The sequence below is a fragment of the Parasphingorhabdus sp. genome (assembly GCF_039939955.1).
Taxonomy (GTDB): Bacteria; Pseudomonadota; Alphaproteobacteria; order Sphingomonadales; family Sphingomonadaceae; genus Parasphingorhabdus.
In genome coordinates this window covers 102,718-115,995 of the sequence record NZ_JBDVHS010000004.1, presented here as the reverse complement: position 1 = coordinate 115,995, position 13,278 = coordinate 102,718, and the positions used below count along the sequence as shown (strand labels likewise).

The window sequence follows — 13,278 nt, the reverse complement described above, 5'->3', positions numbered from 1 at the left end:
TTGGAACGCTTGCGCGGCAATCTACCATTATTGTTGATCTGGCTCGTCGTCTGCGGGGTGCTCGTTCTCGTAACCAGCGGTCAGATCATGACGGGTATTGGCTGGGATCCAGACGATCAGCTTCGCATGGTTCAACTGCGCGATTGGATTGGCGGACAGAGTTGGTTTGACACCACGCAGTATCGGATCGGTGAACCGGACAGCCAACCGATGCACTGGCCCCGCTGGATCGAATTGCCGCTGGCATTGATCTTTCTGCTGCTCAAGCCGTTGATCGGTGTGACCGGCGCGGAAACCGCAGCCATGGTCATCGTGCCGCTGGTGACCCTTGGTATTGCCATGTGGCTGATCACCAAAATTAGCGAACAGATTTTTGACCGTAAGATCGGTCTTCTGGCAGCTGCCCTGATGGCCACCGCAGTTCCTATTGTTGCGCAAATTCGACCGATGCGGGTTGATCATCATGGCTGGCAGATCGTTCTGGCACTGACCGCGCTTTGGACGATGTTCTGGCCGGATAAACGCAAGGGAGGAATGGCGTTGGGCGCTGCGCTTGCACTCTGGCTTTCGATCTCGCTGGAAGGCTTGCCTTTATCTGTTGCTTTTGTCGTTTTGCTGACGTTTCGCTGGGTCTTCCAAACCGATGAGGGAGTGCGGCTGTTCTGGACGTTGCTGTCCTTCTTGCTATCCAGCTTTGTCTTATATCTCGCTACCCAAGGTGGCTTTGATAGGGCCGTCAACTATTGCGACGCGCTTTCTCCGGCCCATCTATGGGCTTGCACCGCTGGCGCTGTTGTAATTTTGCCAGCGATAAAGCTTCTACCATCCAATATCGCTTTGCGTATTGGTGCTCTTGCGATCGCAGGAGGGGCTGCGTTGGCGGTTCTTCATGCCTCCGCTCCGCAATGTATAGGCGGCGCATTCAATACGATGGATCCATTGGTGCGTGACCATTGGCTGGTCAATGTCCTTGAGGGGCTGCCTATCTGGTATCAGCAATGGAAGACGATGGTGACCTTGCTCGGTGGTTCGATCATCGTCGGCTTGGCTAGCTTGCTATATATCCTGCGATCGCAGCCGGTTGCGATGGACCGTAGCAAACTGTTTCTGCTCGGCTATGCCTTTCTTTGGGCGTTGGTTTTGTCCTTGTTTGTTCAGCGCGCGACGGCTGTTGCTGCGGCTTACGCGTTGCCGTTCATGGCATGGGCAGTCCATCAGGCCTTCGTCCGGGCACGCACGGTCAAACGACCTGTAATGCGTATTTTGGCCACCGTAGCCATTGTGTTTCTAATCATGCCGGGACCGCTCGCCATTGGGATTTTCGATATTGTGGCTGGAGGCCATCAGCAAACCGACTCATCGGCTGATATCGCTAGGTGCAATAATGATGAGTCGCTTGCCGCGCTCAATCGCTTTCCTCGATCCAACATTGTCGCCCCATTTAATTTTGGGCCCCGTATTTTGTTGATGACCCCGCATAGCGTCCTCGCCACCAGCCACCACCGCAATGATAAAGCAATGGGTGACCAGATACGGATATTTACCTCGTCAACAGACGTGGCTCGCAACTTATTGAAAGAACACAATATCCGTTACATCGTCACCTGTGATGGGGATCCGGAATTGGAACTCTACGTGAGGAAATATCCGGAAGGATTCTGGGCCCAATTGATCAAAGGTGAGAAACCGGACTGGCTTCAATCTGTCCAATTACGGGACAATGGCCTGAGGGTCTGGCGAATAGTGTCAAAAGACTTGCGTAACAAACTGTAAAATATGATAGCTTTTGACCATTGGGCGCACAAGAATCAGAACCATGGAGATTGAAATGGCAAGGGTCACAGGGCTCGGTGGAGTCTTTCATTTGGTGAAGGACCCAGCGGCAACACGCAAATGGTATAAGGACAATTTGGGGTTGGATGGTGAATATGGTCCGATGCTCAATTGGTCAGAAGAGAAATGCGAAAAGCCGTATAGCCTTATTAGTCACTTTCCTGAGGATAGTGACTATCTGAAGCCCAGCGAGGCAAAGTTCATGATCAATCTGCGGGTTGATGATCTGGATTCTTATGTCGAGCGCCTCAAAGACAAAGGCCTAGAGATTTTGGGGCAGATTGATGAAGGATATGGCAAGTTTGCTTGGATACTGGATTGCGACGGCATCAAATTGGAATTCTGGCAACAGGTAGATGCGCCGGAAACCTGATCACTCGGCTCACGCAGGAATGAATTTCAACGCGAGACCGTTGATGCAATGTCTTTTGCCGGTTGGCTTGGGACCATCATTAAAAATATGCCCAAGATGCCCGCCGCAGCGCGCGCAATGGACTTCGGTTCGCGGATAGCCGATTTTATAATCGGTGGTCGTGCCGATCCGGTCTTTGGCGATCGGTGCCCAGAAGCTTGGCCAACCGGTGCCGCTGTCATATTTTTTATCCGATTTATAGAGACCGAGATTGCAGCCAGCACAGGCGAATACACCCTTGCGCTTTTCGTTGTTCAGGGGACTGGAATAGGCACGTTCAGTACCTGCGCGGCGCAATATCCTATAGCGGGCCGCGCCTAGTCTCTGTTTCCACTGTTCCGGCGTGCGATTGATTTTGAACGTTCCGTCAGCTCGTGCTTTTGCATCGTTAAACGGTCCTGAAAGGCCGCCAACGGTAATAGCGCCAGTAGCCACCAGCGTTCCGGATATCACGGCACGGCGATCAAGAAGCTTCATCTGCGGTCCTTTTCAATATTCCCGTTTCATTCGAAGCGGGAAGAAGAATGGTTACAGAGATAAGCCTGAAAGGGAACTGATCAATATTTCGAGAGCTCGACTTCCAACTCGCGGAAACCATGAACGAAGCAGGCATGGACCCGACGATTTTTGCCAGTCGGATTGACCTGCATCCGCCGTTTATGCATTTCCTCGAGTAATATCCGGATCTGCAATTCGGCCAAGCGGGCACCAACGCAGCGATGGATGCCATAGCCAAAGGCTAGATGACGCCGGGCATTTTCCCGATCGACAATGATTTTGTCGGCTTCAGGGAAAACTTCTTCGTCGCGGTTTGCAGAAATATACCACATGACGATCTTGTCGCCTTTTTTGATCTGGTTACCGAACAGGTCGTGATCTTCCAGAGCGGTGCGCCGCATATGGGCAAGCGGGGTCTGCCAGCGGATGATTTCCTGCACGGCATTGGGAATCAGGTCGGGGTTCTGCTGGAGCTTTTCGCGTTCTTCCGGAAATTGGCCCAGACCATATGCGACACCGGACATGGTGTTTCGGGTCGTGTCATTGCCGCCGACGATGAGTAGCACGAGGTTACCCATGAACTCCATCGGGTCCATATCGCGCATATGCTCCGAATGGATCATCATGGAAATCAGGTCTGGCGTTGGCTCCGCATCGACCCGCTCGTTCCAGAGCTTGGTAAAATAGGCGCCCATTTCATAGAGAATCTGTCGGCGTTGTTCGGTCAGGTCTTCCGCAACCGACAATTCCACGTCGCCAGCCCAGTCGGACCAGTAAGTCAGCAGCCGGCGGTCTTCCCAGGGAAAGCCGAACAGGATCGCCAGCATGCCGGTCGTCAGTTCGATCGAGACCTTGTCCACCCAGTCAAATTTTTCGCCCCATGGCAGACTGTCGAGCACTTCCTCGGTGCGCTGGCGGATCTCGTCTTCCATCCGCTTCATTTCGGTCGGCGTGAAGGCCGGTGCGACGGTGCGGCGCTGACCGGTATGTTTCGGTCGATCCATCGCGATGAACATCGGCAGCTGAAAATCGGTATCATCGAAATCAGGTTCCGCGATGGTAATACCACCATGGGAAACGTCGGAAGAGTAGATGTCAGGCAGTGCCTCGACATGCTGGATGGGTTTATATGTGGTTATGTTCCAATAGTCCCCATGGACGCCGCCCTCGACCTTGTTGATCGGCGCCTGTTCCCGCATTTCCGCGAACGGCTTGCGCCACAGGTCCTTGCTGTACAGTTCGGCGCGGCTGACATCCCAGGGATTGGCGTCGCTGTCCGCGATCGAAGGGTGGCTCTTGTACCATTCTTCCAGCGCCTCGTCGGCAGTGGGGGATGTGGTCAGATTGTCGAGGTCGATTTGCGGAACGGATGCCATAAGTCTCTCCTGCCGTTGCTTGTATCAGCAATCGGTTGCGTTTCAAAACTTGTTCAATCTGCCTCTATTAACAGCAATGTCAACGCCTTTTCGGCAAATGCCGTGAATCTCATGACTATTTGCCAGTGATTCTAGAGAACAGGCTTCTTCTGCGGGCGGCCTGTCCGGATTTCATGACGTTGCGGCGAAAGAGCATTACCGAAAAGCGGATGATGATCAGCGTGAAAAGACCTTGCCATGCCAACGCGAGGCCATGCTGCCAGACATTGTCCATCTGGGCTGCCCGCGCGATCATCGCAAAGGGAGAACTGAATGGAAAAAGCACGGCAAACCATTCGAGCGGCTCGCCCAATTTGGTGATCGAGGAATAGGCGAGAAAGAAGACAAGCAATTGTCCCATAGTCACGGGCATGGACAGAGTTTGTACCTCCCGCACGGTTGTCGCCATCGCTCCGATCCCGAGAAAAAGTGATCCTAAAAGCAGATAAGCCATCGAAAAATAGACGACCATCAAAAGGCAGAACAAGGGCCAGCCGACGGCGGGAGATGGCAAAGCGCTCCAGTTACCGCCGATGAGATAGGCCATTGAGAAGCCCATTGTGCTCCATACGGTGATACCGACCAAGGCCATGCCTAGCATCGCAAAAAGCTTGCCTAGAAATATTGCATCCATTGGGATCGCTGCCGCAAGAATCTCGATGATCTTGTTCGTCTTTTCTTCAACCAAATTGGACAGAACCATGCCCGCCAAGATCATCGTCAAGAGTATCAAAATGGCTTGGCCGGCTTGTGCGGTTAGCAGTTGAATTCGTTTGCTGGAGCTCTGGGTTTGTTTGACGAAGTTCGTTTGGACGTCAACGGTTGCGGGTTGAGAGAGCGCGGTCTCCGCAAGCAATGCGATCTTACCCCGCCATCGTTTAACGTCTCGTTCCGAGCCTGTGAGCACGGGTGAAGAAAGTGTACCGGATAGGATAGCCGTCAGTGATTTTTCGCTATCCAGCTTAGAAATAATGTCGGTTTCTTCACCGGAGAAGTCCTTCAGTATAATGAGATTTGGCATGGATTGGGAGCCGAGACTCTGAGAAAGTCGAACGCGGGCCGTCGTTAGTTTTTCTGCTTCTGCTGCGCTGAGCGAGACGCCGACAACAGGATTGTCGATATCTTGAGAAACTTGCGATCCAAGCCCCCCGGCAGCAACGCCAATTCCGAGCGGAAACAGCGGTCCCAACAAAAAGAAAAAGAAGGATTTCGAAAATATGATCGCGGTGAAATCACGGCGAGCAATGACGAAGGCTGCGCGGATTGTCTCAATCATGTGGCTGCATCCATATTGCTAGCTATGGCATCGGCATCCATTTTCTGGGCGGCGGCTTCACCAGCGATTTGAACAAAGGCATCGTGCAGGCCGGGGCGCTCGATCGACAGGGATTCAATTCCGGCGCCACCTTCTACCAAGGCATGGAGCAAGGGTTCGACGCCGCTTTCCGGTAAAGTGAAATGCCAGTTGTGGCCGAGCGGCTTGCAGTCCGCTGGGATGGCAGCGCGCCAAGGCCCATCGAGATTCCGTGTTTCGAGATGAACCTGTGGACGCAACCGATCACGTGCTGCTGATACCTTGCCTTTGAACGGGATTTTTCCGTCGGCTACAATGGCGATTTCTTCGCATAGCCGCTCAGCATGCGCGATCACATGGGTTGAGAAAATGATTGTCACTCCCTTATCAGCCTGATCGCGGATTAGACGTTCCAGTTTGCCTTGATTCAGCGCGTCGAGGCCGGAAAATGGTTCGTCGAGAATGATCAGATCTGGCTCGTGGACTAAGGTGCCGAGCAATTGTACTGTCTGTGCCATACCTTTGGAAAGCTGGCGGATTTGTTTGTCTGCTGCATCACCAAGGCCATGATCTTCCATCATTTTGCGTCCGCGCAGTCGCCCTTCCGCCAGCGGTAGTCCGCGCAGAGCCCCCATGAACGCAATGGCGTCAAAAGCTTTCATCGATTGATAGAGTCCGCGCTCTTCGGGAAGATAGCCAACCTGATGGGCCTTGGAAATTGGTTCCGGGGACCCTAGTAGAAACCGCTCCCCTTCGTCGGGATCGATTATTCCAAGCAGCATCCGCAACGTCGTGGTTTTGCCAGCACCATTGGGCCCCAATATCCCGAATATACTGCCTTTCTCGATGGTCAGGTCTATGCCGTCGACGGCCGTTTCTTCGTCAAATCGTTTGACGATATTGCGAGCTTCAATGGCAAATTCGGAATGGGGTGCGTGCATTTACGGCTTTCAAATCTGACGGGAGTGTTTGATAGAGAAACCCTATGGCGGATGACAAGTTAAGATTGGAAAAAGCGCTTGAGATAAAGGCGAAGGAAGAAGGTTTCGTCGCCTTCGGTATAGCCCCGGCAACGCTGGCACCCAAAACGCAGCAACGCTTGAAACAGTGGCTCTCGAATGGCTGTCATGGCGACATGATCTGGATGGAGAACCGCGCGGATGAGCGGTCCAACCCTACAAATCTATGGGCAGAAGCGCGCTCCGTGATCATGCTCGGCATGAGCTATGCGCCCGCAACGGATCCCTTCGCTTTGGACGATGTCTCCGATCACGGCCGTATTTCGGTCTATGCGCAGGGCAAGGATTATCACGATGTTGTGAAAGGCGCGCTCAAGCGGACCGCGCGTTGGCTGGTGGAACAGGCGGATTGTGCGGTAAAGGTATTTGTCGATACCGCTCCGGTGATGGAAAAGCCGCTCGCCGCAGCGGCGGGCCTTGGTTGGCAGGGGAAACACACCAATGTCGTCAGCCGGGATCACGGGAGCTGGCTGTTTCTGGGCGCGATATACACAAGCTTGGACCTTCCATCATCGACGCCGGGTAAAGACAATTGCGGTAGCTGTTCGGCCTGTCAGGACATATGTCCGACGAACGCCTTTTCTGAGCCCTATAAGCTCGACGCCAGAGCCTGTATCTCCTACCTGACGATCGAGCATAAAGGCCCCATTCCGCAGCAATATCGCAAGGCAATGGGCAATCATATCTATGGTTGTGATGATTGCCTGGCTGTTTGCCCTTGGAACAAGTTTGCTCAGGCGGGAGCGGCGAATAAGGCTTTCCTGCCACGGGCTGAGCTGGCGGCCCCCGCATTGGTGGACCTGCTGGCGCTAGATGATGCTGGTTTCCGGCAAGTGTTCTCGGGATCACCGATAAAGCGAACAGGCCGGGATCGGATGGTGCGCAATGCGCTTATTGCTGCTGGAAATAGCGGAGACCCGGCTTTGATAGCTCCGGTTCAGGCGCTTTTGGATGACGGTGATGATGCGGTCCGAGACGCGGCTGGTTGGGCGTTAGAAGAATTGGCGTCAGCGCAACCTTAGCGCATTGACGCAGCTGACCCGGTCAACCGCCGCACCATCGCTTCGGCGAGCGTCAATATGGGTGACCCGACTGGTCTTGCCATCTTTTGACGGATAGAGATAGGCATCAAGGATACATGCGCCGCTAGCAAATTGCAGCTTTTGAGCCGGTGGTTCGGATATATTGAGCTGTGGTTTCCCGAAAAGGCGTATGAGCTGACCAGCGGTCTTTCCCATGACAATATCCAGGCCAGCGATCTTATTGAGCGGCGAAGCGGAAACGGCTGGTAGGTTCGGGCTTCTTGTTGCTGTCGTGGTCGAGGCGCAGGCGGCCAGGGCTGGCAGGCTCAACAATATGAGATATTTGGTTTTCATGTGGACTGTTCTTCCTTTTTCCCATGAACCAGATGGGTAGCCATAGCCGCTCCTAATACCGGCGCAAGGAAATTGATGAAGGGTATAGCCAACAACAGGCCTACTGCCAGTCCGAGAATGAAGCGCTCGATCTTGGGCAAGCGCCATGGTGCGTCAAAATTCTGAAGATCAGTGATGTGGCGAGCAGCGACCATATCCTGAAGGTCCCGGCCCAATAAGATGGCATTGACCGAAAAAAAGGCGATCGGAACGCCGATACCGGTGACGAGGAGCAATATATACAAGGGTGCCGCGAGAATATTGTAGCCCAAGGCGCGGCCAGCGGAAGCGAAGCCCATCTTGATGCCGAGCATATAGCCCGGCGGTTTGGCCGTTTCCGCTCGATCCGGATAATATTGCCGTTCGACAGCATCGACAATGTTATCGGAAAAGATGTTGAGCACAAAAATCGCAAGAATTCGGAACAGCAAAAGCCCGGTCAATATGGCGATGACCGCTGCGGCCGCCGCGGCCGCAAAGCCGCCGTCCGTCCAGCCGAGCCAGGCAAATAGCCACACCAAAGCAAAATAGGCTGCAACACCGAAGATGACGAATAGCAGGAGGGTAAGCAGAACAACCCTTAGCAGGATCGCCAATATGGCTTGGTCGGTCAGTTGCGCGAGGGAACGTGAAAAGGCCTGAAACATTTGTGCTTCATGTCATGATTGCCCGGCCAGCGTCAATTCTGCTTGATGGTATTCAGTCAAACCCCTAACGCACTCGGAAGATTATACTCTGCCCCAAAAGGACTGTTTATGACCACCGAAGCCCGTTACGATATCGTCGCCATCGGCAACGCAATTGTTGATGTAATTTCTCAGTCCAACGATGATTTCCTCGAAGAGGAACAACTGGTCAAGGGCTCTATGGCCCTCATTGACGCTGACCGGGCAGAGGAACTGTACCGCGATATGGGGCCGGCGCGCGAAATCAGTGGCGGTTCCGGTTCCAATACGCTTGCCGGTGCATCCACCCTGGGGCGCCAGTGCGCGCTGATCGCGCAAGTGGCTGACGATCAGCTTGGCGAAGTCTTCGCCCACGATATCCGCGCAACGGGAATCGACTTTGATGTGCCGCCGATCGGCAAAGAGCCACCAACTGGTCGTTGTCTGATTTTTGTCACGCCGGACGCGCAGCGCACGATGAATACTTTTCTGGGCGCGTCGCAATTTTTGCCGCCAGCTGCGGTGGATGCCGATCTGATCGCTAGTGGAGCGATCCTCTATCTCGAAGGCTATCTGTGGGATGCCGACGAACCCAAGGCGGCGATGGCGCTGGGAATTGATATTGCCCGCAAAAACGGCCGGAAAGTAGCTTTCACTCTGTCCGACAGTTTTTGTATCGACCGGCACCGGGATGAGTTCGTCGGCCTGATCGACGGCGGCAAGATTGATATTCTATTCGCCAACGAAGCCGAAATCATGATGCTGGCCGAGACCGAGGATTTTGACACGGCAGTCGCGCAAACCGCCGCTAAGGTGGAAACTTTGGTGGTGACGCGAAGCGAACAAGGGGCGATTGCGGTTCGTGATGGCAAGACAACGGCGGTGACGGCTGAACCGGTCGACCAGATTGTTGACACGACAGGGGCAGGCGATCTTTTCGCTGCCGGTTTCCTCAGCGGCTATATCGAAGAACGTCCGATGGCAGAATGCCTGACCATCGGGGCCATCGCTGCAGCGGAAGTGATTTCTCACTATGGCGCGCGTCCCGAAGCCGATCTGCGGGCATTGGTGAAAAAACGGCTGGGGTAATCAGCTTTTCATTTTGAAAAGCTTCCGGTCCTCCGGTCCAAAGCCCCATTTCCAGATAACCCAGGCATAGCTGCCTAATATCATCGGTATGCCGATAATCAGTTCCGCCCATTCCGGGAGGTAGGTCGCCAGATAGCCGATGGCAGTGGCGACACCGATGGCGATTAGCAAGGTCCAGCGCCAGCCGTTGACAGGTGCATCGAGCAGCTTCGACAGGAAAATTGCTTTGACGATCGAAGCATAAGCGAGTGCGACCATCAGCGCCGCCGCGACCGCTGCTGCTTGAAACAATGGCCCCCAGCCGAGATAGACGCAAATCTGGATGAAGGCGACGCTGAGCGCGGCCTGCAGCAAGAGCATCGATAGCGAAATCAACAAATTGCGGTGACGTGCGATATAGACCAGCGCTGATTCACTGACGACGGCGGTTGCGGCCACGGCTTCGGCGGCCAGCAGAAACGCCAGAGCGCCAGTTCCTCCGACGAAACCTGGGCCAACCAGTCCCATCACGGCTTCGCCTGGGATTGCCAGAGCTAGCGCAATGCCGACTTGGGCCGCTATGATCCAGAAACCGACCTGGCTGACTTGTTGGGCAATGGCCTTCATATTGCCCGCCTCCAGATTGCGAGTGATGACGGGACCAAGAATAGGATCAAAGCTGGTTTTTAGCTTCTGCGGCAGGCTCGCGACTTGCTGCGCGATATAATAGATACCGACGATTGCGGGGGATGCGAACAGGCCTAGGATCGCCAGATCCAGCCGGCGCGAGCCCCATTCGGCGGCGTCGGCCGCGGCGAGCGGCATGTTGCGGCGGGCCATTCTGGCAATTTTCAGGGGCTCCGGTCGCCAGCCGTGCGGCAGACCGTAGCTTTTGAACAGGGGCCAGAGCGATGCCGCCAGCGCCGCGATCATTGACACAACATAGGACAGGATCAGGCCGTCGCGGAGCGAATAATAGGAGAAAAGAAACGCGGCGATGCTGATCGTCCAGGGCTCGACGATTGAGCGGGCGCGCACAGTAGAAGCAATATCGTAGCGATAGGCGAGGGCGGCGAGCGCGATGTCGGCCCCCACGACCGTGAATATGACCAAGGGTAAAAACCGGTCGAGGCCGTTGATTTCACTATTGGGAAACATGATGAACGGAAAGGCGATCAATATGCCAGCCGCGACCCCTGAAGCTAGAAAGCTGACCAGCAGGCCATCCCAGACAACATGCACATGGGGCCTTTGTGTCTTGCTTAGCTGGGCCGCCAGGCCGCGCTTCAGCCCGAGTGTTGCCAATTGAGCCGCAAATTCCACCACCAATATTGCATAGGCGAAGCGGCCAAGTGCTTCGGCACCATAGATGCGTCCCGCGATGAACAAAAACGGTAGACGTGCGGCAAGGCGCAGCAGAAAGCCGAATATATTGGTTCGCCCACCTTTGGCCAGCGCGGCGATATCATCCTTGCTTTTGTCCGCAGGCGTGTCGCCATCCGTTGGCGCTGCATCAGCCGTGCCTGATGGTTCAGGACTGTTCAAATCGCTCTCCGGCTGGCTCGCATCAGGGAAATCTGTCTATAGCAGTTTCGGGATTTTGTCATCATCAAGCCTTGCCGGTCTATCCGCGTTCAGAAACCAACGGCCTTTTCATGAGTTCGCTGACCACAGACTGAACATCAGCTTTCCCGGTTAGCATCGCGCAAACTGCGTCGACGATCGGCATGTCGACTTGGCGGGCCTTTGCATCCTGCTGAAGGACGGGCGCGGTGGAGGCGCCTTCAGCGACCGTGGTCCGGTCTGACAGTAGCGTTTCTGCCGACTGGCCCTGTCCCAATCCCTTGCCGAGAGAGAAGTTACGCGAGCTGGTTGACGAGCAGGTCAGCACTAAGTCACCGAGACCGCATAGGCCTGATAATGTTTCTGCTTTTGCGCCACGCGCGGAACCATAGCGAAGCATTTCGGCAAAACCGCGACTGATCAGCGATGCACGCGCATTTTGACCAAGGCCGGCGCCGTCAACAACACCGCAACCAATGGCCAGTACATTTTTGACTGCCCCACCAATTTCCGCGCCAATGACATCGTCGGAATAATAGGGTCGGAAACTTGCCTTGGCGATCAGCGGATTGAGCCGATCCCACAAGGCCTCGTTTTCGCAAGCGAGCGTCAGGGCCGTTGGCAGACCTTGCACCACTTCATGGGCGAATGTTGGCCCGGACAAGACCGCTAGTGGATTCTGCGGGCGCACTTGCTTGGCTACCTCGCTTAACAGCATCTGGCTTTGTGCCTCGATACCTTTACAGCATAGCAGGAGGGCTGCGTTGGAATTGGGCAGCGCCTCAAGGGTCGAGCGCAGATGCTGCGCCGGTGTTACCATCAACAACACATCACAGGCCGCCATCGCGTCCCAATTCTGCGTTGCACTTATGTTGTCGCGAAGTTGATGGTCTGGGAGAAAGGACTGATTTTCATGGCTTCTGTTGATCTGCTCAACCACTTCAGGTTCGCGGGCCCAGAGCAGGAGCTCGTCCTGATCTTCCGAAAGCACTTGTGCGAGAGCCGTGCCCCAAGCGCCTGCGCCGATGACACCAATTTTTGCGGTTGCAACAGTCACGCTTTTACCCCCGCGCCACGTGCTTTTTTCGCTGTCGGGTCGAGAGGCCAGCGTGGTCTTGCGACAAAATCCAGTGAATCGGTCAGGCCGGCAGCAAAGCGCTCGGCACCTGCCCAGGCAATCATTGCTGCATTGTCGGTACACAACCATTGCGGCGGTGCCGTGAAGACCATGTCATTTTCCTCAGCGACCTGTTCGAGCATAGCGCGGATCGGGGTATTGGCGGCGACGCCACCCGCAACCACAAGATGGTTGCAGCTGCCATGATCACGAATAGCCTTCTTCAGTCGGTCGCGCAGGCAATCAACCACGGCCTGCTGGAAGGACGCGGCAATATCTTCGGGCCGGTGCGTACCGCTTTGATGGGCGCGGACGACCGCGCTTTTCAGTCCGGCAAAAGAGAAATGCGGTTCTTTTGATTTGAGCAACGGCCGGGGCAGGGGAACAGCTTTGGCATCGCCCTGTTGAGCAAAAGCTTCGACCTTGGGGCCGCCCGGATAGCCGAGGCCGAGTATCTTGGCTGTCTTGTCAAATGCTTCGCCAGCCGCATCGTCGATCGTCGTTGCCAGTCTCCGATATTGACCGGGGCCCTCAACGCGCAAAATCTGACAATGGCCGCCGGAGACAAGCATCAGCAGATAGGGGAAGCTGAGGTTCGGATTGACCAGGCGCGGCGAAAGTGCATGGCCTTCCAGATGATTAACGGCGATCAGCGGTTTGTCCGCTGCCATTGCGAGCGCTTTTCCGGTGACTAGGCCGACCATCACCCCGCCAATCAGGCCGGGGCCAGCGGTAGCAGCGATGGCATCGACATCGTCCAGAGATTTCCCGGCTTCATCCAGTGCGGCGGAGATCAGCGGCGTCAGAATTTCGGCATGGGCGCGGGCGGCGATTTCGGGAACCACGCCGCCGTAGGGAGCATGTTCCGCTTCCTGACCCGCTAGTTTGTGCGCCAAAATATCGCGCTCAGAAGTAACTAGCGCGGCTGCTGTTTCATCGCAGCTGGATTCAATTCCCAAGATCAGGCTCATGACGCTTT

The 13,278-nt window shown here is 55.1% G+C and carries 13 protein-coding genes; 4 read left to right on the top strand and 9 right to left on the bottom strand.

Going from position 1 to position 13,278, the window contains the following annotated elements:
* Together ABJG22_RS04910 and ABJG22_RS04905 are read left to right on the top strand one after the other, a co-directional pair.
* A complete protein-coding gene (locus ABJG22_RS04910) occupies positions 1-1,773 on the top strand; it encodes a hypothetical protein (protein WP_348019135.1) in 1,773 nt (590 codons plus the stop codon).
* Positions 1,774-1,828: 55 nt separating this feature from the next.
* Positions 1,829-2,206 carry a VOC family protein gene (locus ABJG22_RS04905; RefSeq protein ID WP_348019134.1) on the top strand — a complete coding sequence of 126 codons (378 nt, stop codon included), beginning with the start codon at positions 1,829-1,831 and terminating at the stop codon, positions 2,204-2,206.
* Between the two features lie 9 nt (positions 2,207-2,215).
* On the opposite strand, the gene msrB is transcribed toward ABJG22_RS04905, so the two are convergent.
* From msrB to ABJG22_RS04885, 4 genes are all read right to left on the bottom strand, one after another.
* Positions 2,216-2,722 carry a peptide-methionine (R)-S-oxide reductase MsrB gene (msrB, locus tag ABJG22_RS04900; protein WP_348019133.1) on the bottom strand — a complete coding sequence of 169 codons (507 nt, stop codon included), beginning with the start codon at positions 2,720-2,722 and terminating at the stop codon, positions 2,216-2,218.
* 80 nt (positions 2,723-2,802) lie between these two features.
* A complete protein-coding gene (locus ABJG22_RS04895) occupies positions 2,803-4,119 on the bottom strand; it encodes a cytochrome P450 (RefSeq protein ID WP_348019132.1) in 1,317 nt (438 codons plus the stop codon).
* 115 nt (positions 4,120-4,234) lie between these two features.
* The gene (locus tag ABJG22_RS04890) at positions 4,235-5,434 is read right to left on the bottom strand and encodes an ABC transporter permease (protein WP_348019131.1); all 1,200 of its coding nucleotides are present in this window, start codon (positions 5,432-5,434) and stop codon (positions 4,235-4,237) included.
* Positions 5,431-6,393, bottom strand: a complete 963-nt coding sequence (locus ABJG22_RS04885; RefSeq protein WP_348019130.1) for an ATP-binding cassette domain-containing protein — start codon at positions 6,391-6,393, stop codon at positions 5,431-5,433. The genes ABJG22_RS04890 and ABJG22_RS04885 overlap by 4 nt, the downstream gene beginning before the upstream one ends.
* A 44-nt stretch (positions 6,394-6,437) precedes the next feature.
* Here ABJG22_RS04885 and queG point away from each other — a divergent pair, with 44 nt between their 5' ends.
* On the top strand, positions 6,438-7,493 hold the full coding sequence (gene queG, locus ABJG22_RS04880) for a tRNA epoxyqueuosine(34) reductase QueG (protein WP_348019129.1): 1,056 nt from the start codon (positions 6,438-6,440) through the stop codon (positions 7,491-7,493).
* Here the strand turns inward: queG and ABJG22_RS04875 are convergent.
* Both ABJG22_RS04875 and ABJG22_RS04870 read right to left on the bottom strand, forming a co-directional pair.
* The gene (locus ABJG22_RS04875; protein ID WP_348019128.1) at positions 7,479-7,847 is read right to left on the bottom strand and encodes a hypothetical protein; all 369 of its coding nucleotides are present in this window, start codon (positions 7,845-7,847) and stop codon (positions 7,479-7,481) included. The genes queG and ABJG22_RS04875 overlap by 15 nt on opposite strands.
* Positions 7,844-8,533: an EI24 domain-containing protein gene (locus tag ABJG22_RS04870; RefSeq protein WP_348019127.1), complete on the bottom strand. Its 690-nt coding sequence runs from the start codon at positions 8,531-8,533 to the stop codon at positions 7,844-7,846. Before ABJG22_RS04870 ends, ABJG22_RS04875 begins: the two co-directional genes overlap by 4 nt.
* Before the next feature lie 108 nt (positions 8,534-8,641).
* Between ABJG22_RS04870 and ABJG22_RS04865 the strand changes: the two genes are divergently transcribed.
* Positions 8,642-9,640 carry an adenosine kinase gene (locus ABJG22_RS04865; RefSeq protein WP_348019126.1) on the top strand — a complete coding sequence of 333 codons (999 nt, stop codon included), beginning with the start codon at positions 8,642-8,644 and terminating at the stop codon, positions 9,638-9,640.
* On the opposite strand, the gene ABJG22_RS04860 is transcribed toward ABJG22_RS04865, so the two are convergent.
* The 3 genes from ABJG22_RS04860 to tsaD form a co-directional block, all read right to left on the bottom strand.
* On the bottom strand, positions 9,641-11,083 hold the full coding sequence (locus tag ABJG22_RS04860) for a lipopolysaccharide biosynthesis protein (RefSeq protein WP_348019196.1): 1,443 nt from the start codon (positions 11,081-11,083) through the stop codon (positions 9,641-9,643).
* A 160-nt stretch (positions 11,084-11,243) separates the two neighbouring features.
* Positions 11,244-12,239 carry an NAD(P)H-dependent glycerol-3-phosphate dehydrogenase gene (locus ABJG22_RS04855; RefSeq protein WP_348019125.1) on the bottom strand — a complete coding sequence of 332 codons (996 nt, stop codon included), beginning with the start codon at positions 12,237-12,239 and terminating at the stop codon, positions 11,244-11,246.
* Positions 12,236-13,270, bottom strand: coding sequence for a tRNA (adenosine(37)-N6)-threonylcarbamoyltransferase complex transferase subunit TsaD (tsaD, locus tag ABJG22_RS04850; RefSeq protein WP_348019124.1), 1,035 nt, complete (start codon positions 13,268-13,270; stop codon positions 12,236-12,238). The genes ABJG22_RS04855 and tsaD overlap by 4 nt, the downstream gene beginning before the upstream one ends.
* Positions 13,271-13,278 lie beyond the last annotated feature (8 nt).

What these genes read in the sequence shown, in the direction of transcription:
- ABJG22_RS04905 (WP_348019134.1), top strand. Translation starts at nt 1,829, where the DNA reads ATGGCAAGGGTCACAGGGCTCGGTGGAGTCTTTCATTTGGTGAAGGAC.
- msrB (WP_348019133.1), bottom strand. Translation starts at nt 2,722, where the DNA reads ATGAAGCTTCTTGATCGCCGTGCCGTGATATCCGGAACGCTGGTGGCT.
- ABJG22_RS04895 (WP_348019132.1), bottom strand. Translation starts at nt 4,119, where the DNA reads ATGGCATCCGTTCCGCAAATCGACCTCGACAATCTGACCACATCCCCC.
- ABJG22_RS04890 (WP_348019131.1), bottom strand. Translation starts at nt 5,434, where the DNA reads ATGATTGAGACAATCCGCGCAGCCTTCGTCATTGCTCGCCGTGATTTC.
- ABJG22_RS04885 (WP_348019130.1), bottom strand. Translation starts at nt 6,393, where the DNA reads ATGCACGCACCCCATTCCGAATTTGCCATTGAAGCTCGCAATATCGTC.
- queG (WP_348019129.1), top strand. Translation starts at nt 6,438, where the DNA reads ATGGCGGATGACAAGTTAAGATTGGAAAAAGCGCTTGAGATAAAGGCG.
- ABJG22_RS04875 (WP_348019128.1), bottom strand. Translation starts at nt 7,847, where the DNA reads ATGAAAACCAAATATCTCATATTGTTGAGCCTGCCAGCCCTGGCCGCC.
- ABJG22_RS04870 (WP_348019127.1), bottom strand. Translation starts at nt 8,533, where the DNA reads ATGTTTCAGGCCTTTTCACGTTCCCTCGCGCAACTGACCGACCAAGCC.
- ABJG22_RS04865 (WP_348019126.1), top strand. Translation starts at nt 8,642, where the DNA reads ATGACCACCGAAGCCCGTTACGATATCGTCGCCATCGGCAACGCAATT.
- tsaD (WP_348019124.1), bottom strand. Translation starts at nt 13,270, where the DNA reads ATGAGCCTGATCTTGGGAATTGAATCCAGCTGCGATGAAACAGCAGCC.